Source organism: Pantoea anthophila (genome assembly GCF_026104315.1).
In the GTDB taxonomy this organism is placed as follows: Bacteria; Pseudomonadota; Gammaproteobacteria; order Enterobacterales; family Enterobacteriaceae; genus Pantoea; species Pantoea anthophila.
Map to the genome: position 1 here is coordinate 2,224,223 of NZ_CP110473.1, position 16,284 is coordinate 2,240,506.

Here is a 16,284-nt window from a genome sequence, read left to right on the forward strand (position 1 = left end):
TCTTATTGCATCCGAATTTAATCGTCTTTCAGACACGCATTTTCCTTTACTGAATATGCATATCACATTTTGTTACTTTTATTGCGCTTTGTAATTTTAACTTTTTGTGTCATTTTCTTTTCACCCCGCAGCCGGGGCATAATAATTAATGAATACAGGGTAATGAATAAATGATGAAGCGCACTTTACTGGCGGCTGTCATGCCGTTACTGCTCGGTCTCTCTTCAGTGCAGGCCGCAGAAATTTATAACAAGGATGGAAATAAGCTGGATCTGGTCGGCAAGATTAACGTGTCGCACCTCTTTTCTGACGACGATAAGAACAACGGTGATACCTCCTCTTATTCCCGCCTGGGTTTTAAAGGCGAAACAAAGATTACCGATCAGCTGACCGGCTACGGTTTCTGGCAGTATCAGTACAGCCTGCACAACTCAGAAGGCAGCGATGCGCAGAGCGGCAACCGTACCCGCCTGGGTTACGCTGGCCTGAAGTTTGGCGAAGCCGGTGCGCTGGATTATGGACGTAACTACGGCCTGGTGTATGACGCGCTGAGTTACACCGATATGCTGCCCTTCTTTGGCGGCGATTCCGGCTACACCGACGCCTTCCTCTCTGGCCGCTCAACCGGCGTGCTGACCTGGCGTAACAGCGATTTCTTTGGCCTGGTTCAGGGGTTAAACGTTGCCGCGCAGTATCAGGGTAAAAACGATCGCAGCGCTAACACCGACGGCGTACGTCGTTCTAACGGCGATGGCTTTGCCCTCTCTGCCTCTTATGACTTCGATTTTGGCCTGAGCTTCGCCGGCGCCTTTGCCAGCCTGGATCGCACAACGGCGCAGAACGCCGCCCCACGCGGTGAAGGTGAAAAAGCGCAGCACTGGGCGACCTCAGTGAAATATGATGCGAACCAGGTTTATCTGGCCGCGATGTATGGTGAAACCCTGAACGCCACGCCGATCACCAACGGTTTCGCGAACAAGGCGCAGAACTTTGAAGCCGTTGCTCAGTATCAGTTCCTGAATGGTTTCCGTCCGTCTGTGGGTTACGTCTCATCGAAAGGTAAAGAGATTGAGAATATCGGCGACGCCGACATTGTCAAATACACCGCGGTGGGTGCGACCTACTACTTCAACAAGAATATGTCGGTCTATGGCGAATACCGCATCAACCTGTTGAAAGACAACAACCCGCTTAAACTGGCCACGGATGATATTACGGCCGTGGGTCTGATCTATCAGTTCTGATGCCCGTGCGGCCCGGCACACGCTGCCGGGCCCGTTATATTATCGCTGTGCCAGCTGAGTTTCCGGGTCTGGCTCAATAACGGAGACGGCGGCTTCCTAGATGAATCCCTCTGCATCCGCCGACGCCAGCAGCAGTGTAGCCTGCTCAGCCGGTATCGGACGACTGAAGAGATAGCCCTGACCGTAGTCACAACCGCGCTTTCTCAGCCATCTCAGCGTTGAGACATCCTCAATACCTTCTGCGGTAATAATGACGTTCAGCTCCTGACAGAGCGTCAGCAGGGTTTCCACCACCTTGCGCTGCTCCGACCCGGTGACGATCCCGGCAATAAACGACTGATCGATTTTAATTTTGGTAATCCCCAGCCCCAGCAGCACCGACAGGTTGGAGTAGCCGGTGCCGAAATCATCCAGCACGACCCCAATTCCCTCCTCCCTGAGGCGTCTGATCGCCTGACGGGCATCGTCGGAGATCGCCATCACGTTCTGTTCAGTGATTTCGAGCTCCAGCATCACCGGCCCGGCCTGCTGCATAATGGCGGAGAGGCAGTTGGTCAGCGCAGGTCTCAGCAGCTGCTCCGGGGTGATATTCAGCGACAGACCGAGCCCGGCAGGCCATGCCCGCGTGGCGCTGACGGCATCCTGCAGCAGCGCCACGGTCAGGCTGTCCATCAGCCCGAGCCGCTCCACCACGGGCAAAAACTGCGCGGGTGCCACCGTCTGACCGGAGGCGGTGATCCAGCGCGCCAGGATCTCAAACCCGGTGATGTTGCCGGTGCGCAGCGAAACCAGCGGCTGCAGGAAAGGCACGATGGCATGCCCGCTGACGGCGGCGGCGACTTCATGCTCCAGCTTCTCCCGCTGCAGGAAGCGCAGCGCCATATCCGGCGTGAAACGGGCCAGAGAGGCCTCTTTATTGCGCTTCGCCTCACAGAGCGCCAGATCGGCGGCCCGCACCACATCCTCCTGTCCCGGACAGTCAGAACTGGCAATACCGGCAGAGAGGTGCATAACGGTATGCGGCCCGGTGCGGATGGCTGAGGCATGCTCACAGATCCTGCCGGCCTCCACCAGCGCCTGCTCGGCCTGAGACGCCGCCATGACCAGGGCAAACTCATCGCCACCGATGCGAAACACCTGACTTTCCGTGCCAGCCGACGCGGTCAGCATCGACGCGAGCGCCACCAGGATAGTGTCCCCCTGACGATGGCCGTTGAGATCGTTGATAGTTTTGAAATCATCGATATTAAGCAGCGTCAGGGTATAGGGCATTCCGCAGGCATCCAGCGCGGCGATATGCGCATTGAACGATCGGCGATTGAGTACGCCGGTCAGCGCATCGGTTCCGGCCAGCCTGAGCGCATTTTTTTCGGCCAGCAGCGTTTTGCGGATCAGACCCGCAATCAGCAGCGCCGGAATCACCATCGCCAGCCCGGCGAAAGCGGTCGATGTCAGGATGAACCGTAAGCGTTCGCTGGTTTCAAAATCCAGGTTATAGCTCAGGCCGAGCAGATGAGCGAGGTGCGCCTCCAGCCCATATTCCCACAACGTGGAAAGTAAAAAGATGGTCGCAATATTCAGCATTGCGAGCCAGAAAAGTTTCAGGCGCATGCGTTAATTCCTGGTGATGAAAGGTGTCAGAGTGTTGTTTTAATTTTTCTGTAAAAAACCGGGGCGTGATGGTTAAACACGGTCTGCGCGTGGCTGACAATAATGACCCCTTTTTTTCTGCCTGGTACTAATCAGGCGTTCTCACTGGCTGTGTGACAGTGAGGCAGAGGATCGCTCCTGACCGGCAGGGGCGGAACTGATCACTCATACCAGTCAGGGATCTATCGGCAGCGGCGGGCGTTTTAACAGGTCCGACCGGATAAATTAATCCCCCTGCGGGGTTTCTTCCCGGCAAGTCACTGAATAGCACGGTAATAAATAGTGCTCAATTTAGTTAATAGCAACCCTCCAGAATTGCCGCTGACGGCCGATACCGTTTTAACTAATGACCCCTTCCGGAAAAACACATGAAAATCTCAACGCGTCTGAGTGCAGGTTTTGGTTTACTGATTTTGCTGTTAGTTATCTGTGCTGGCACAGCGATTCACGCCCTGGACAGTGCCCGCGATGGCATGAACGAGGTGGTGAATGTGCGGCTGAAAAAATATCAGACGGTGCTCGATATGCGGGGCGGCGTCCGTGATATGGCGATTGCCGTGCGCAACCTTGCCCTGCTGACCGATCCGAAGGCGATGCAGCCTGAGTGGGAACGCCTGCAGAAACAGCGGGCGCTTTACATCAGCAACCGCGAAGCGCTGGCACGCATGATGCAGACGGACGCCGGGCAGGCCGGGCGGGAAGCGATGGAGCGGATTGAGTCCAGCGAGGGTGCGGCCCTCTCCACGCTGATGACGGCGGGGAAACTGGGGCTGGAAAACCGTCAGCAGGAGGTCACAGATTATCTGTTAAACGTCGCGCGACCGGCACAGCAAAGCCTGCTGAAGGCGATAAACGATCTGACCGAGCTTGAGATGCGCAGCAGCCAGGAGACCGTCATGGAGAATGGCAACAGCATTGGTCGCACCACCCGCATACTGATGATCCTGACGGTCATCTCTCTGCTGGCGGCGGTCGCCACCTGCACATTCATTGTGCGGATGCTGATGCGCCAGCTGGGCGGTGAACCGATCCAGGCGCAGACGCTGGCGGCAGCGATCGCGGCCGGTGATCTCACCTCGCCGGTCACGCTGCGGACGGGTGACACGACAAGCCTGCTCGCCTCACTGAACAGCATGCAGACACACCTGCGCGGCATGGTCACGCAGATTAAAGACGCCTCGGCGTCGGTTGCGCTGGCGGCCGATGAGATTTCCCAGGGTAACACGGAGCTCTCTTCACGCACCGAAGAGCAGGCCGCGGCCCTGCAGGAAACCGCAGCCAGTATGGAGCAGCTGACCGCCACGGTGAAAAGTAATGCCGCAGGCGCACAGCAGACAGCGGGTTCTGCGCGTGAGGCGGCCATGCTGGCCCATGACGGCGAAGCGGATGTGCATCGTCTGGCGCAGACCATGCAGGAGATTTCGCTGAGTGCGGTCCGGGTCCGGGATATCACCGCGGTGATTGAAGGGATCGCCTTCCAGACCAATATTCTGGCGCTCAACGCCGCCGTGGAAGCGGCGCGCGCCGGTGAAGAGGGTCGCGGATTTGCGGTCGTTGCCGGTGAGGTCCGTTCACTGGCCCAGCGCAGCGCCACAGCAGCCCGTGACATCAAACAGCTGATTGAGCAGGCCGTGACGCAGGTCGAAGGCGGTGTGAGCGTCGCGGCGGGAACGGGTGAACGTATTCTGAAGATTGTCAGCCGCGTCGGTGAACTGGCCGATGCGATGGACAACCTCTCACTCTCCTCCAGCGAGCAGATGCAGGGTATCTCTCAGGTCAGCGTTGCGGTAAGTCAGATGGATGGGGTTACCCAGAACAACGCCGCGCTGGTGGAGGAGTCCTCGTCAGCCTCGCAGTCACTGCTGGCCCAGGCGCGCGATCTGCGCGGCATGGTCGAGACCTTTACGGTTTAACGCTCTCCGGCAGACCACGCCGCACCGAACGTGGCGGGTGGAGACGTGCTGAACGCGCAGCCGCTTCAGCACGTTGTGCACCCGGCGTGGCTGCCGGTTGGGTTGACTTCAATTTAATTTGACTCAATACTGGTTTGCCTTTCCATCCGGGGGCAACGGAACCGGTTTCTTCCCGCCGCAACGGCCCCCGACAGAGCGGGTGCCTGACAGCGTAAAGCGAGGTGGCCGCCAGGGTTGCCAACCCGGAGCAACTGCGGTGCCCTTACAGCGGAGACGCATCAGGATGCCGCCCCCGTCCCCGACTCAGAATGAGTAAACATATGAACGATGAAACCACGGGGATCTGTGAAACGCCGCCGCCTGGCGCAGCACCGGAAACGATCGATCAGTTTCTCTGCTTTGCGCTCTACTCCGCCTCCCTCGCGATGACAAAACTGTATCAGTCACGGCTGAAGCCGCTGGGGCTGACCTATCCGCAGTATCTGGTGCTGCTGGTGCTGTGGGAAAAAGATCGCCTGACCGTTTCCGAAATCGGGGCGCGCGTCCGGCTCGACTCCGGCACGCTCAGTCAGCTTCTTAAGCGGCTGGAGAGTGCGGGCGTGATCTGCCGCCAGCGTGATACCGGCCAGGATGAGCGCCGGGTATGGGTCTCCCTGACCGAGCAGGGCCACCAGCTTAAAGTGACGGCGGCGGGCGTGCCGGCAGATATGATTTCGGTGATGGACACGGCCTGCCATGAACTCGTCGATCTGACAGCCCAGGTCGCTACATTGCGGGACAAATTAGTGAAGGCGTTGCCATGATGGCCGCACACATCAGGGCGGCGGCCAGCCCGGGCTCGCGGCATCGCTTCGGCAGACCGCTTTCAGAAAACATTCAGCAACACTGTTGCGCGGGGGTCGCCTTTGAGCACGAATAAACCGGTCGACATGGATGAGGTGCATGCCGTGGTCGGCCATGCGGTCGCCAGCCTGCTGAGGTCTGGCCAGCCTGCGGGCGCAGAGGAGATCCTGGCGTTTCTCCGGCAGCAGGAGGCGCGCTCCGTCAACGGCCAGAGAGATATCTATACCCATGCATTACGGGTGGTGATGGCCATCGTGCGCTGACAGACGCGCTGCCGGACGACAGGCTAACGGGATGCAGGCTATGCTAGGCCGCTGTTGCGGCGGACTGTTCAGCCCGCCTTTTATGGGCGACTATTCGCCGTGTGCCGCCCGGGCAACCTCACGCACAGCGCTCTCGACCCGCTCCGAATCTTTCTGAATGCTGGCGATAACCTCGCCCGCCTCACGCATCAGGCTCACTCCCTGACCGGTACTTGCCAGCGACGTTTCAATGCCACGCAGCACCTCTCGCGCCAGTTCGTTATTGCCCGCCACAACCCGTTCGATCTCCTCGGTCGCGCTGCTGACGCTGGCGGCCAGGGTGCGCACCTCGGCCGCGACGACGGCAAAACTGCGGCCCGACGCGCCTGCCCGCGCCGCCTCTATGGCGGCATTGAGGGCGATCAGTCGGGTCTGCATAGCAAAACGCCGGATAGTTTCTACCATGCCATCGATGCTGGCAGACTGACTGTTGAGGCGCGAGACATCGGCCGACACATCGCCCATCTCCTGAGCGATCTGGCTGATCTTCTGAATGCTGTTTTCAATCACATTGGCCCCGGCCTGCGCACTGCCCCGCGTCTGAACCGCCATATTCCAGGCGTTCAGCGCCGCGTCATATTCCTGCTGATTACGCAGCACCTGCTCAGTCACATCGGTGGCGAACTTCACAATTTTGTCGAGCTGCCCGTCGCTGTTGAAGACCGGATTGTAGGTCGCCCTGAGCCAGAGCGGTTCGCCCCGCCGGTTGAGCCGGGGAAACTGCCCCGAAAAGAATTCACCCTGATTCAGCCGCGCCCAGAACTGACGGTACTCCTCGCTCCCTGAAAGTTCCGCTGAACAGAAAAGCCGGTGATGCTGTCCCACCACCTCCGCAGCCTGATAGCCAGTGGCCTGGAGAAAGTTGTCGTTTGCCTCCAGCACAATCCCGTCAGGGCTGAAAGCGATCATCGCCATCGAGCGGCTGATCGCGTTTATGATGGATTCTTTCTCCAGCGACGACTGCATCCTCTCTGAGATATCGGCGGCGATCTTGATGATTTTGAACACCCGGCCGCGTCGATCGGTCACCGGAATATAGCTGGCCTCCAGCCAGACCGGGCGCATGCCGTTAGCCAGCCGCAGATATTTGTCGCTGAAGCTCTCCCCTGCCGCGAGGCGCTGCCAGAAACGCTGATATTCAGCCGAGTTCACCAGCGCAGGCGGACAGAACATGCGGTGATGCTGACCCACGATCTCCTCCGCCCGGTATCCCATCGTCGCCAGAAACAGCGGACTGGCCCGGCGGATAATGCCAGCCGGGGTGAACTCAATCACGGCCATGGCACCGCCCAGCGAGGTGAACGACGCGGCAGCGTGCAGGCCACGCTGACGGATAAAAGAGGGAAGCAGAGTTTTCAGTACATTCAGGCGCATCAGCAAATCCGAAAAGGAGTGGGAACTGCTGTAGTTATCGGCATTTTCCCGTCACGCCTTATCCATTGCTGCGATAGTTGCGGCTGATGATTGCAACATGATGTTACTGCTTTTCAGCCCCCGCCCGGCTCAGGCAGCGCGGGCGGGACAACGCCGCCGCAGAGGCCGCGGAGGTGATTACAGCGCCGCGCCGGGAGCCATCAGATCGAAGCGATCGTTCTGCGACACGTCATCCATCGGCATCGGTGGCGCAATCTTCAGGGTGATCCAGTTCGAGGTCACGCGCTGCTGTTTGCTGTCCTCCAGCGTTACCGACAGGCGATATTCGTTGCTGGCATCGGGTGACGGGTCCCACTGCGGCAGGATCACACTCCAGCCCTGCGGATCGGCATTGTTGGCAGGCGGTGTCAGGCTCAGTGCCTGCGTATCGCCCTGCCAGCTCACCGCCCGGATAGCATAACTGGCGCGCACCTGCAGCTTCAGCGGCAGACTCTCGCCACTGCTGAGCTGCCAGGGCGGGGTCGCCAGAAAGACCGACAGGGTTTTACGCTGACGGAAGGCGAGCACCGGCGTCTCACTGCGGGTCACCGTATCGTAGCGGCTGCCGCGCAGCGAGTGCGCTTCAGCGACGTTATCGGCATCGAGCTGGCGGCGCAGCGCCACGCCGAAACGGTAGTTGAGCTTCAGACCCAGCTGATCCTGGCTCTCGCCGGCGCTGCTGGTTTTGTGGGTGGCGGAGAGCGTCACCAGAGGCACCGGCGTGTAGGAGAGACCAAACGACATGGCGGAAGGGTTGTGATAGCGGTTGCCGCTGTTAAACAGATCGACATTCTCCCCCAGATAGCGCTGATAGCTCACGGAGACGCCGAGCTGCCGGTAGAACGGCAGATAGCTCTGGCTGGTGATGTCATAGCCGCGCGCCATCCGCTGCTGCCGGGAATCGCTCAGGTTTTTCCAGCCGGAGAGAGGCTGATAGTAGTTGGCGGAGAGGCGCAGCGAATCGCTCCACGCCTCTGTGCCGACCGAGGCGCGCTGCAGGCCGCTGCTGAAGGTGCGGTCGACAAAGCCGTTGTAACCCAGCAGCCAGTTACCCGCCTCCCAGCGCTGGCCCAGTCCGGCGTTGCCGACCAGCCCATCGTCAGTTTCGTGCAGGCCAAGCTGGCTGAAGGTGAGCAGGCTGTTTTCATCGGCCAGGGCGCTGAAGAGATCGCCGCCGGTGCCGGTGAAGTTTCCGTCCATGTCCACTTTCAGATCGAGCTGTGCAGTGCCGTAAGGCGACAGCAGCGACTGCCCTTCGCTCTCTACCCGTTCGGCCACCTCATCCCGCAGATGATTGAACGCCCAGATGCCCGCCTGCTGGCCAAACGTGACGTTGCTGTCGTTTTTGCTCGCCTCGCCGATACTTTTGGCAACGGTCGCCAGCTTTTTGCTCCACGCCTCATCCTGATCGCTGACACTGCCGAGGGTCGGCAGGGCGTCGCTGTAGCGCGCAGGATCGTCGAATGGCGTCTCTGACACGGCGGTGTCGGTCTGAAACGCGTGCGCGGCGGGTATCGCGGAGAGCGACAGCGTGATTAAGGCGAGAAAACCCGTTTTCCGTATCATGTCACCTGGTAAATTGATTGATTCGTTGCTGCAACAAAAGCCAAATTATCAATCATTACCTTAACATATTGTGACGGCGATGCAGGACAGCAGCGGCAAAATGTGCATATAACAGAAAAGTCTGGCTGAAAAAAGCCCGCCTGTGCGGCAGGCCAGCCGCATCCGACACCGTCAGGAGAAGATCAGACCCCCATCCACATTAATGGTCTGACCGGTGATGTAGCGCGCATCCTCGGAGGCCAGAAAGGCCACCAGTCCGGCCACATCCTCCGGCTGTCCGGCGCGCTTCAGCGGAATGTTGTTGACCCACTCCGCCATCAGCTCACCTTTGCCGTAGGTTTTCTTTTCGCTGCTGAGGATCGCTCCCCAGACCCGATCATTATAATCCCACATCTCACTCTCAATGATACCGGGGCAAAAGGCGTTGACCGTGATGTTCCACGGGGCCAGCTCCAGCGCCAGGCTCTGCGTGATGCCAATCACCCCCATTTTGCTGGCGGCATAGTGCGGCGTGTAGATAAAGCCCTGCCGTCCCTGCCCCGACGAGGTGTTGATCAGGCTGCCGCTGCGCTGCGTCACCATATATTTTGCCGCTTCACGACAGCAGAGCCAGACGCCGGTCGTATTGACCGCCAGAATCCGCTCAAAGTCGCTTTTTGGCAGCGTATCGAACCGGTCAATGGTGATGACCCCCGCATTCTGGATCGACACATCAATCTGACCAAAGCGTTCGGCGGCCTGCTGATAGAGCTGCTGCACCGCGGCTTCATCGGTCACGTCAGCCTGCAGCGCCAGAATCTCACTGCCATACTGCTGCCGCAGCTGGTCGGCGGTGGCAAACACCCGGTCCGCATTGGACACCATCACCAACCGCGCCCCGTCGCGGGCGAACCGCGCGGCGATACCGGCTCCAATCCCCCGGCAGGCACCGGTGATCACGACAGTTTTTCCCTGCTGTTTTCCGCTCATCATTACTCCTGTTACGTATGACGCACATCAGTGAGGGGTGCCGGCTGCGGCTTTTTTTCATGGCGACGCAGCAGCACCACTTTGCTTTGCAGACGCTGCTGGAACTGATCAATCACCACGGCCGTGACAATCACCAGCCCTTTAATCACCATCTGCCAGAAATCGCTGACGCCCATCATCACCATGCCATCCGCCAGGAAGACGATAACGAAAGCGCCAATAATCGAGCCGGAGACGCGCCCGCGTCCCCCCGCCAGCGCGGTGCCGCCCAGTACGGTGGCCCCGATGGCGTCCATTTCAAACATGTTGCCGGTCATCGGGTGCGCGGTCTGCAGCTGAGACGCCACCACCAGCCCCACCAGCCCGGCGCAGAGGCCGGAAAAGGCGTAGACAAAGATTTTAACTTTGATGATCGGCACCCCTGCCAGCCGTGCGGCGGACTCGTTGCCGCCCGTGGCATAGATATAGCGCCCCAGCGGCGTTTTGCGCGTCAGGTAGAGTCCCAGCAGTAAAAAGCCGAGCATCAGCCAGATAGGCAGATAGACGCCCAGCAGGGTGCCGGACCCCAGCACGGCAAAGCCGGTGTTGCCCAGGGCGGGCAGCCCGACCAGATTGGCGTAGGTGCCGCCATCGTTAAACAGCAGCGCCGCGCCCCGCGCCACATACATCATGCCCAGGGTGCAGATAAAGGGCGCCACGCCCAGCCGGGTGATCACCGTGCCGTTAATCAGTCCGGCCAGGATGCCAAAGAGGGCCACCACCAGAATCACTTCGGGCACGTTCAGGAACAGCGTATTGCCGCCCCATAGCGGAATGCCATTGGTCAGCAGTGCGCCCGCCACCATCCCGCAGATCCCGGCCACCGCGCCCACCGAGAGGTCTATGCCGCCGGTCAGGATCACCAGCGTCATCCCTATCGCCAGCAGCCCGGTGATCGCCACGTGCTGCGTCATGATCAGCAGGTTAGAGGGGGTAAGAAAGTTCGGTACCATCACGCTGAAAAAGCAGACCACGATCAGCAGCGCAATGAAGGTGCGCGCTTTGAGCAGGTACATGTAGAGCAGATATTTTTGGTTCATCAGATTCTCCGGCCCGCTTAATCCTGCGGGGTTGATGCCGCGATGAGGTGTTCGCGCGTGGCCGCTGCGCGGGGCAGATCGGCCGTTATCCGGCCATCGGCCATCACTAAAATCCGGTCCGCCAGTGCCATCACCTCATCCAGTTCGGAGGAGGAAAACATCACCGCCAGCCCCTGCTGCGCCAGATTGCCAATCAGGTGATAGACATCGGTCTTCGCGCCCACGTCGATGCCGCGTGTCGGCTCATCCAGCAGGACCACCTGCGGCCCGGTCATCAGCGCCTTACCCAGCACCACCTTCTGCTGATTACCGCCGCTCAGCGACGTGACCGGCAGGTCGGGATCGCTGACTTTGATCGCCAGATGGCCGATCATCTCACTGACCCGCTGCTGCTCGCGACGCGGGTTGAGCCGCCCCAGCGCCCGACGAAAGCCGCGCAGGCTGAAGTCCGAGAGCGTCATGTTGGCGGTGATCGACATCAGTTCAATCACCCCTTCGCCTTTGCGATCCTCCGGCACCAGCGCAATACCGCTTTTCAGCCGCTGCTGGAAGCTGCGTCTGGCCAGATCGCGGCCCGCCAGCCGCACCCGTCCCGACTGGCAGGGCATCAGGCCAATCAGCCCTTTAAACAGTTCTGTCCGACCGGCGCCGAGCAGACCATAGATGCCGATCACCTCCCCCTTGCGCAGCGTAAAACTCACCGCATTCAGCCTGTAGCCACCGTTCTGATGCAGGGCAGTCAGCTCCTCCACCTCCAGCACGGTTTCCCCCTGCGGGGCAGGCTGAAAGTCGAACTGTTTTTTCCGGTCGCCCACCATCTGCGCGATAATCCACGGCACGCTGGCGTCGCGCACCTCGCGCTCACTGATAAAGCGGCCATCGCGGAAAATCGTGATGTGATCGCCGATCTCCATCAGCTCCTCCAGCCGGTGGGAGATGTAGATAATGGTGACGCCGCGCCGCTTGAGTTGCTCAATGACGCTGAACAGCACTTTCACCTCCGACTGGCTGAGCGCGCTGGTCGGCTCGTCCATGATCAGCACCCGGGTATCCTTGGAGAGCGCCCGGGCGATCTCCACCAGCTGCTGATGACCGATACCCAGCTCGCCCAGCGGCGCAAAGGGATCGACATCCAGCTGCAGCCGCTCCAGCAGCGACTTCGCCAGCGCATACTGATACTTCTCGTTGATCACCCCGCGCTGGAAAAACTCGTTGGCGATAAAGATGTTGTCCATGACGTTCATGTTGGGAAACAGGTTCAGCTCCTGAAAAATGATGCTGATCCCCTGTTTCTCCGCCTGCTGGGTGGAGTGAAGCGACACCGGCCGGCCATCCAGCAGAATCTCGCCCGATGAAGGCGTCTCCACGCCGGCCAGCATCTTCATCATGGTGGACTTCCCGGCGCCGTTCTCGCCGATCAGGACATTGACTTTGTTGCGGTAAACCCGGTAGTTGACCTGATCGAGTGCGGTTACGCCGGGGTAAAGACGCGACAGGTTGCGCGTTTCAATAATCACATCGCCGGGCTGTTGAGGTTGCTGCATCTGCCGCTCCTTATTGCCGGGAAATGGCGGCCGGGGTGATATCCGGCAGCTGTTGCGGAATGTCCCAGCTGCTGAACACGCCGGTCACCTTCACCTTATCGCCCACCTTCGGCGCGAACTGCTGCATCATCTGCGAGGCGTGCTGATTAATCGCCTTGCCGAAGTCACCGAACAGCACCTGGTCGTTAAAATCCTGATAACCTGCGCCCCGGTAGCCATCACGCAGCGCGGTGCCACGGATGATCGGCCCGATCTGAATAGTGACACTGTCACCTGATTCATCCTTTACGGTCATCTTTCCGCTGCGTGAGGTGGTGTTGACTGCCGTGACATCGCCCTGTACCGAGACGCTGAAGATGCAGGGATTCTCCGCCTGAGTGCGATAGCCGTCGGTCTGACAGGCAGTGTCAAAATCTTTGGCTGACCGCATTGCGGTGAGCAGCGCTGACACGGGCCGCGCCTCCGCCTGGAGCTGCGGCACCAGCTTCTGCTGCCAGAGCTGGTCAATATCAGCCATCTTCGGGTTAGGGGGATTTTTCAGGTCAGCCAGCTCCTGCTGCGACATAATTCGGCAGCCACTCAGCAGCGTGACCACCAGTGTCAGCCAGACTCTTCGGGACATCTTCTTCTCCCTGGCGCCCGCCAGCGCAGGCGCGACAGTGGTTAATTACGACTTGTAATTGAAGTCCTGAACGCCTTTGGCATTCTCCGGGGTGATCAGAATGCCGCGGAACATCACCCGCTGTTTTTCCGGCTTCACGCCCTTCTGAATGAAGTTGTCGAGATCGGTCACCCCTTCGGCGGCAATCGCCTGCGCCTGCAGCATGACGGTGGCTTTCAGCGTGCCGGCTTTCACCGCGTCGCGTTCGTCGTTGCTGCCGTCAATTCCCACCACAATCACGTCGTCACGCCCCGCCGCTTTCAGTGCCGCAATCGCCCCCAGCGCCACCGGACCGTTGCCACAGATGACCCCTTTTACATCCGGGTGCGCCTGCAGGATGCTGTCCATGATGCGCTTGCCGTCGATCAGCGTGCCTTTGGCATCCTGACGCGCCACGCTCTGCATGTCGGGATATTGATCCAGCACCTGATGGAACGATTTCGAGCGTGTCACGCAGTTGTTATCCGCCAGGTTGCAGGCGAGTTCGGCGTACTTACCCTTTTCACCCATCTTTTCCACGAAGACGTTGGCCACGTCTGAGCCAGCCTGAAAGTTGTTGTGGGTGATCTGGGCCAGCGCCACGTCATCCACCGGAATTTCACGGTTGATCAGCACCACCGGGATCCCGGCATCTTTGGCTTTTTTAATGGCCGCTACGCTGGCAGTGGAGTCAGCGTTATCGAGCACGATACCCTGCACTTTTTTACCAATCGCGGCGTCGATCAGTTCGCTCTGCTTCTTCACATCTTCACCATGCGAGAGCACGGTGGTTTTGTAGCCCAGCTCCTGCGCTTTGAGATTGGCCCCTTTGGCCTCTGACGCGTAATAGGGGTTATCGAGTGAGTTAACCAGGATCATAATGGTGCCTTTTTCGGCGGCAAACGCCGCCTGCGAAACCAGACAGGCAGCCACGGCACTACACAGCAGGGTACGGTTTTTCATGATGTTCTCGCTTATCGTTATGTCAGGGTGTTCATTCCCGGGTGTCAGCGTGGCGTTACCAGATGGTGAAGCCCCCATCGATCATCAGGTCCGCGCCGGTAATCATGTCGCTGCCGTTGCTGGCGAAAAAGAGCACGGCGGCGGCGATCTCGTCGGTGTAGGCAAAGCGTCCCAGCGGGATCAGCTTTTTCATCTGCTCGCCCTTCTCGCCGCGCCACGCTTTTTCGCCCATCGGCGTCAGCACCACGGTGGGCGACAGGGTGTTTACGTTGATACGATGCGGGGCAAACTCTTTCGCCATGACTTTGGTCATGCCGAGCAGGCCCGCTTTGGCTGAGGTGTAGGCGACATGGTTGTCGATAGCGATCGAGGCAGCCTGCGAGGCGATATTGATAATTTTGCCGCCCGCACCCGCCCGGATCATCTGTCGTGCAGCCGCCTGTGAGCAGAGAAAAGGCCCGGTGAGATTGACGGCGATCTGCTTCTGCCACTCGGCAAAGTCGGTCTCCACCACCGGCTGCAGCATCACGTAGCCTGCGCAGTTCACCAGAATGTCGATGCGGCCATAGTGGGCAACCACCGTCTCAAAGGCGGCGTCGACAGAGGCGGGGTCGGTGACGTCACAGCAGACAAACCGGACCCGGTCGGCGGCAAAGTCCTTCTGCAGACTGGCAACCTTCTCTGCTTCAAACGGCGGATAGAGCAGTGCCAGACGTGCCCCCTTCTCCAGCAGCATGCCGTTGGTGGCCATCGCAATCCCGCCCAGCCCGCCGGTCACGACGGCCACTTTGTCACCCAGATTCAGGGCGGTATCCACGCCGTAGCGCAGGTTTACGTCATATTCACCACTCATCCCACTCTTCCCCTCAGATTTTTGCTGATGCCGTTTGCGTAATCATTTTCGAACAAAAATATATGCTATCGAAAAGAAATGATATGTGGAGCAGATCAAATTTCGACCATCTCACAGCCCGCGCCGCTTATCTGATTGAAAAGGCGTGATCTGGCTTGCAGTAGTGAAATAAAGCCTGACAGGCGCGATCCGGAAAGCGTGAGAGATTCAACAACCTGTCTGCTTTTTATTTTCGTTCGAAAATCAATGGTGCGCCGGGCTATCTCGCATTCAGAAAAAGGGCGCGTTAAACTCAGCCACAAAGAGCCTGTTTGCCCGACCCGTCAGGTCACTGGAAAAGGGAGCATTTCGATTGAAAAGCAAAAGTGAGCAGTTCGCTGACATGCAGCAACGCCGCGAGAAAATTCTGGAGATGATCCGTGAGGATGGCACCGTCACGGTTAAAGCCCTGACGGAGACCTTTGGGCTGACGGAGGCCACCCTGCGCAGCGACCTGCGTATGCTGCAAAAACAGGGGTTTGTACAGCGCTATCACGGCGGCGCGACCCTGATGACCGGTAAACAGAACAGCGGTGCAATGCTGCTGGAGCGGCAGACACACCTGGAAGAGAAAGAGGCAATTGGCCGACTGGCGGCGCAGCACATCGAAAATGGCGATACGGTGATTTTCGATTCCGGCACCACCACCACGGCCATCACTGATGCCCTCAGCCATATCCGGCGTCTCTCCGTGGTAACGACCGCGGTGAATATCGCCCTGAAGCTGGGTGGCGAGCCGGGGATCAACATCCTGCTCACCGGGGGCACCTTTAAATTTCCGACACTCTCCACCTCTGGCGAAAAAGCGGCCAGTTTCTTTGAGAACGTGCTGGCGGAGAAACTCTTTCTGGCCACCGCCTGCATCTCGCCGCGTCTTGGCCTGAGCTTTCCGAGTGAAACCGACATCAAGGTAAAACTGGCGATGATCAAATCGGCCAGCACGGTTTACGTGGTCGCCGATTCGAGCAAAATCGACAAAGTATCGATGTTTGCGCTGCCCTGCGACTGGAGCCACATTCACTATCTGATTACCGACAGCGGCATCAGCCCCGCTCAGGTCAGCGCGTTCGAAGCGCTGGGCGTGAAAGTGCTGGTGGCCCCTCTGCCCATGAAGCGGGCGATGTAACGGATTAGCACGCAGCGTTTTGAACGAATGAAAGCACCGTCGTCAGCCGGGCAGGTAAGGCCTGCCTGAAGAGCAAAGTGTGCGAGCCAGGGAGGGCGAGCCCAATCCGCAGGGAGGCGGGAATCCTTTGCGATCAGGCA

General features: G+C 59.2%; 14 protein-coding genes. 5 read left to right on the forward strand and 9 right to left on the reverse strand.

Features of this window, described 5'->3' with window-relative positions; all coding sequences use genetic code 11:
• Positions 1-170 precede the first annotated feature (170 nt).
• Positions 171-1,244, forward strand: coding sequence for a porin (locus OJ965_RS12910; RefSeq protein ID WP_276558942.1), 1,074 nt, complete (start codon positions 171-173; stop codon positions 1,242-1,244).
• 96 nt (positions 1,245-1,340) lie between these two features.
• Here the strand turns inward: OJ965_RS12910 and OJ965_RS12915 are convergent, their stop codons facing one another.
• Positions 1,341-2,855 (reverse strand): putative bifunctional diguanylate cyclase/phosphodiesterase, encoded by a 1,515-nt coding sequence (locus OJ965_RS12915; RefSeq protein WP_265136163.1) that lies wholly within the window; start codon positions 2,853-2,855, stop codon positions 1,341-1,343.
• Positions 2,856-3,262: 407 nt separating this feature from the next.
• On the opposite strand from OJ965_RS12915, the gene OJ965_RS12920 reads away from it, so the two are divergent.
• The 3 genes from OJ965_RS12920 (at position 3,263) to OJ965_RS12930 (ending at position 5,913) form a co-directional block, all read left to right on the forward strand.
• Positions 3,263-4,807 carry a methyl-accepting chemotaxis protein gene (locus OJ965_RS12920; RefSeq protein WP_265136165.1) on the forward strand — a complete coding sequence of 515 codons (1,545 nt, stop codon included), beginning with the start codon at positions 3,263-3,265 and terminating at the stop codon, positions 4,805-4,807.
• 320 nt (positions 4,808-5,127) lie between these two features.
• Positions 5,128-5,610 carry a MarR family winged helix-turn-helix transcriptional regulator gene (locus OJ965_RS12925; RefSeq protein ID WP_009090576.1) on the forward strand — a complete coding sequence of 161 codons (483 nt, stop codon included), beginning with the start codon at positions 5,128-5,130 and terminating at the stop codon, positions 5,608-5,610.
• Between the two features lie 102 nt (positions 5,611-5,712).
• A complete protein-coding gene (locus OJ965_RS12930; RefSeq protein WP_111207460.1) occupies positions 5,713-5,913 on the forward strand; it encodes a hypothetical protein in 201 nt (66 codons plus the stop codon).
• Between the two features lie 90 nt (positions 5,914-6,003).
• Here OJ965_RS12930 and OJ965_RS12935 read toward each other — a convergent pair whose 3' ends face one another.
• The 8 genes from OJ965_RS12935 to OJ965_RS12970 form a co-directional block, all read right to left on the reverse strand.
• On the reverse strand, positions 6,004-7,326 hold the full coding sequence (locus tag OJ965_RS12935; protein ID WP_111207461.1) for a methyl-accepting chemotaxis protein: 1,323 nt from the start codon (positions 7,324-7,326) through the stop codon (positions 6,004-6,006).
• A gap of 177 nt (positions 7,327-7,503) precedes the next feature.
• Positions 7,504-8,931 carry a YchO/YchP family invasin gene (locus OJ965_RS12940; RefSeq protein ID WP_265136172.1) on the reverse strand — a complete coding sequence of 476 codons (1,428 nt, stop codon included), beginning with the start codon at positions 8,929-8,931 and terminating at the stop codon, positions 7,504-7,506.
• A gap of 171 nt (positions 8,932-9,102) precedes the next feature.
• The gene (locus OJ965_RS12945) at positions 9,103-9,900 is read right to left on the reverse strand and encodes an SDR family oxidoreductase (protein ID WP_154928336.1); all 798 of its coding nucleotides are present in this window, start codon (positions 9,898-9,900) and stop codon (positions 9,103-9,105) included.
• An 11-nt stretch (positions 9,901-9,911) separates the two neighbouring features.
• On the reverse strand, positions 9,912-10,979 hold the full coding sequence (locus tag OJ965_RS12950; protein WP_009090581.1) for an ABC transporter permease: 1,068 nt from the start codon (positions 10,977-10,979) through the stop codon (positions 9,912-9,914).
• A 17-nt stretch (positions 10,980-10,996) separates the two neighbouring features.
• Positions 10,997-12,523 (reverse strand): sugar ABC transporter ATP-binding protein, encoded by a 1,527-nt coding sequence (locus OJ965_RS12955; protein WP_150030006.1) that lies wholly within the window; start codon positions 12,521-12,523, stop codon positions 10,997-10,999.
• A gap of 10 nt (positions 12,524-12,533) precedes the next feature.
• Positions 12,534-13,145 (reverse strand): DUF2291 family protein, encoded by a 612-nt coding sequence (locus OJ965_RS12960; RefSeq protein WP_265136179.1) that lies wholly within the window; start codon positions 13,143-13,145, stop codon positions 12,534-12,536.
• A gap of 45 nt (positions 13,146-13,190) precedes the next feature.
• Positions 13,191-14,126 carry a D-ribose ABC transporter substrate-binding protein gene (locus tag OJ965_RS12965; protein WP_046101702.1) on the reverse strand — a complete coding sequence of 312 codons (936 nt, stop codon included), beginning with the start codon at positions 14,124-14,126 and terminating at the stop codon, positions 13,191-13,193.
• 55 nt (positions 14,127-14,181) lie between these two features.
• Positions 14,182-14,979, reverse strand: coding sequence for a GolD/DthD family dehydrogenase (locus tag OJ965_RS12970; protein WP_009090586.1), 798 nt, complete (start codon positions 14,977-14,979; stop codon positions 14,182-14,184).
• 352 nt (positions 14,980-15,331) lie between these two features.
• Between OJ965_RS12970 and OJ965_RS12975 the strand changes: the two genes are divergently transcribed.
• On the forward strand, positions 15,332-16,144 hold the full coding sequence (locus OJ965_RS12975) for a DeoR/GlpR family DNA-binding transcription regulator (RefSeq protein WP_046101701.1): 813 nt from the start codon (positions 15,332-15,334) through the stop codon (positions 16,142-16,144).
• The last annotated feature ends 140 nt before the right edge of the window (positions 16,145-16,284 follow it).

Coding starts and splice junctions, on each gene's coding strand:
- OJ965_RS12940 (WP_265136172.1), bottom strand. CDS start 8,931: ATGATACGGAAAACGGGTTTTCTCGCCTTAATCACGCTGTCGCTCTCC.
- OJ965_RS12955 (WP_150030006.1), bottom strand. CDS start 12,523: ATGCAGCAACCTCAACAGCCCGGCGATGTGATTATTGAAACGCGCAAC.
- OJ965_RS12965 (WP_046101702.1), bottom strand. CDS start 14,126: ATGAAAAACCGTACCCTGCTGTGTAGTGCCGTGGCTGCCTGTCTGGTT.
- OJ965_RS12925 (WP_009090576.1), top strand. CDS start 5,128: ATGAACGATGAAACCACGGGGATCTGTGAAACGCCGCCGCCTGGCGCA.
- OJ965_RS12920 (WP_265136165.1), top strand. CDS start 3,263: ATGAAAATCTCAACGCGTCTGAGTGCAGGTTTTGGTTTACTGATTTTG.
- OJ965_RS12915 (WP_265136163.1), bottom strand. CDS start 2,855: ATGCGCCTGAAACTTTTCTGGCTCGCAATGCTGAATATTGCGACCATC.
- OJ965_RS12960 (WP_265136179.1), bottom strand. CDS start 13,145: ATGTCCCGAAGAGTCTGGCTGACACTGGTGGTCACGCTGCTGAGTGGC.
- OJ965_RS12935 (WP_111207461.1), bottom strand. CDS start 7,326: ATGCGCCTGAATGTACTGAAAACTCTGCTTCCCTCTTTTATCCGTCAG.
- OJ965_RS12945 (WP_154928336.1), bottom strand. CDS start 9,900: ATGAGCGGAAAACAGCAGGGAAAAACTGTCGTGATCACCGGTGCCTGC.
- OJ965_RS12970 (WP_009090586.1), bottom strand. CDS start 14,979: ATGAGTGGTGAATATGACGTAAACCTGCGCTACGGCGTGGATACCGCC.
- OJ965_RS12910 (WP_276558942.1), top strand. CDS start 171: ATGATGAAGCGCACTTTACTGGCGGCTGTCATGCCGTTACTGCTCGGT.
- OJ965_RS12950 (WP_009090581.1), bottom strand. CDS start 10,979: ATGAACCAAAAATATCTGCTCTACATGTACCTGCTCAAAGCGCGCACC.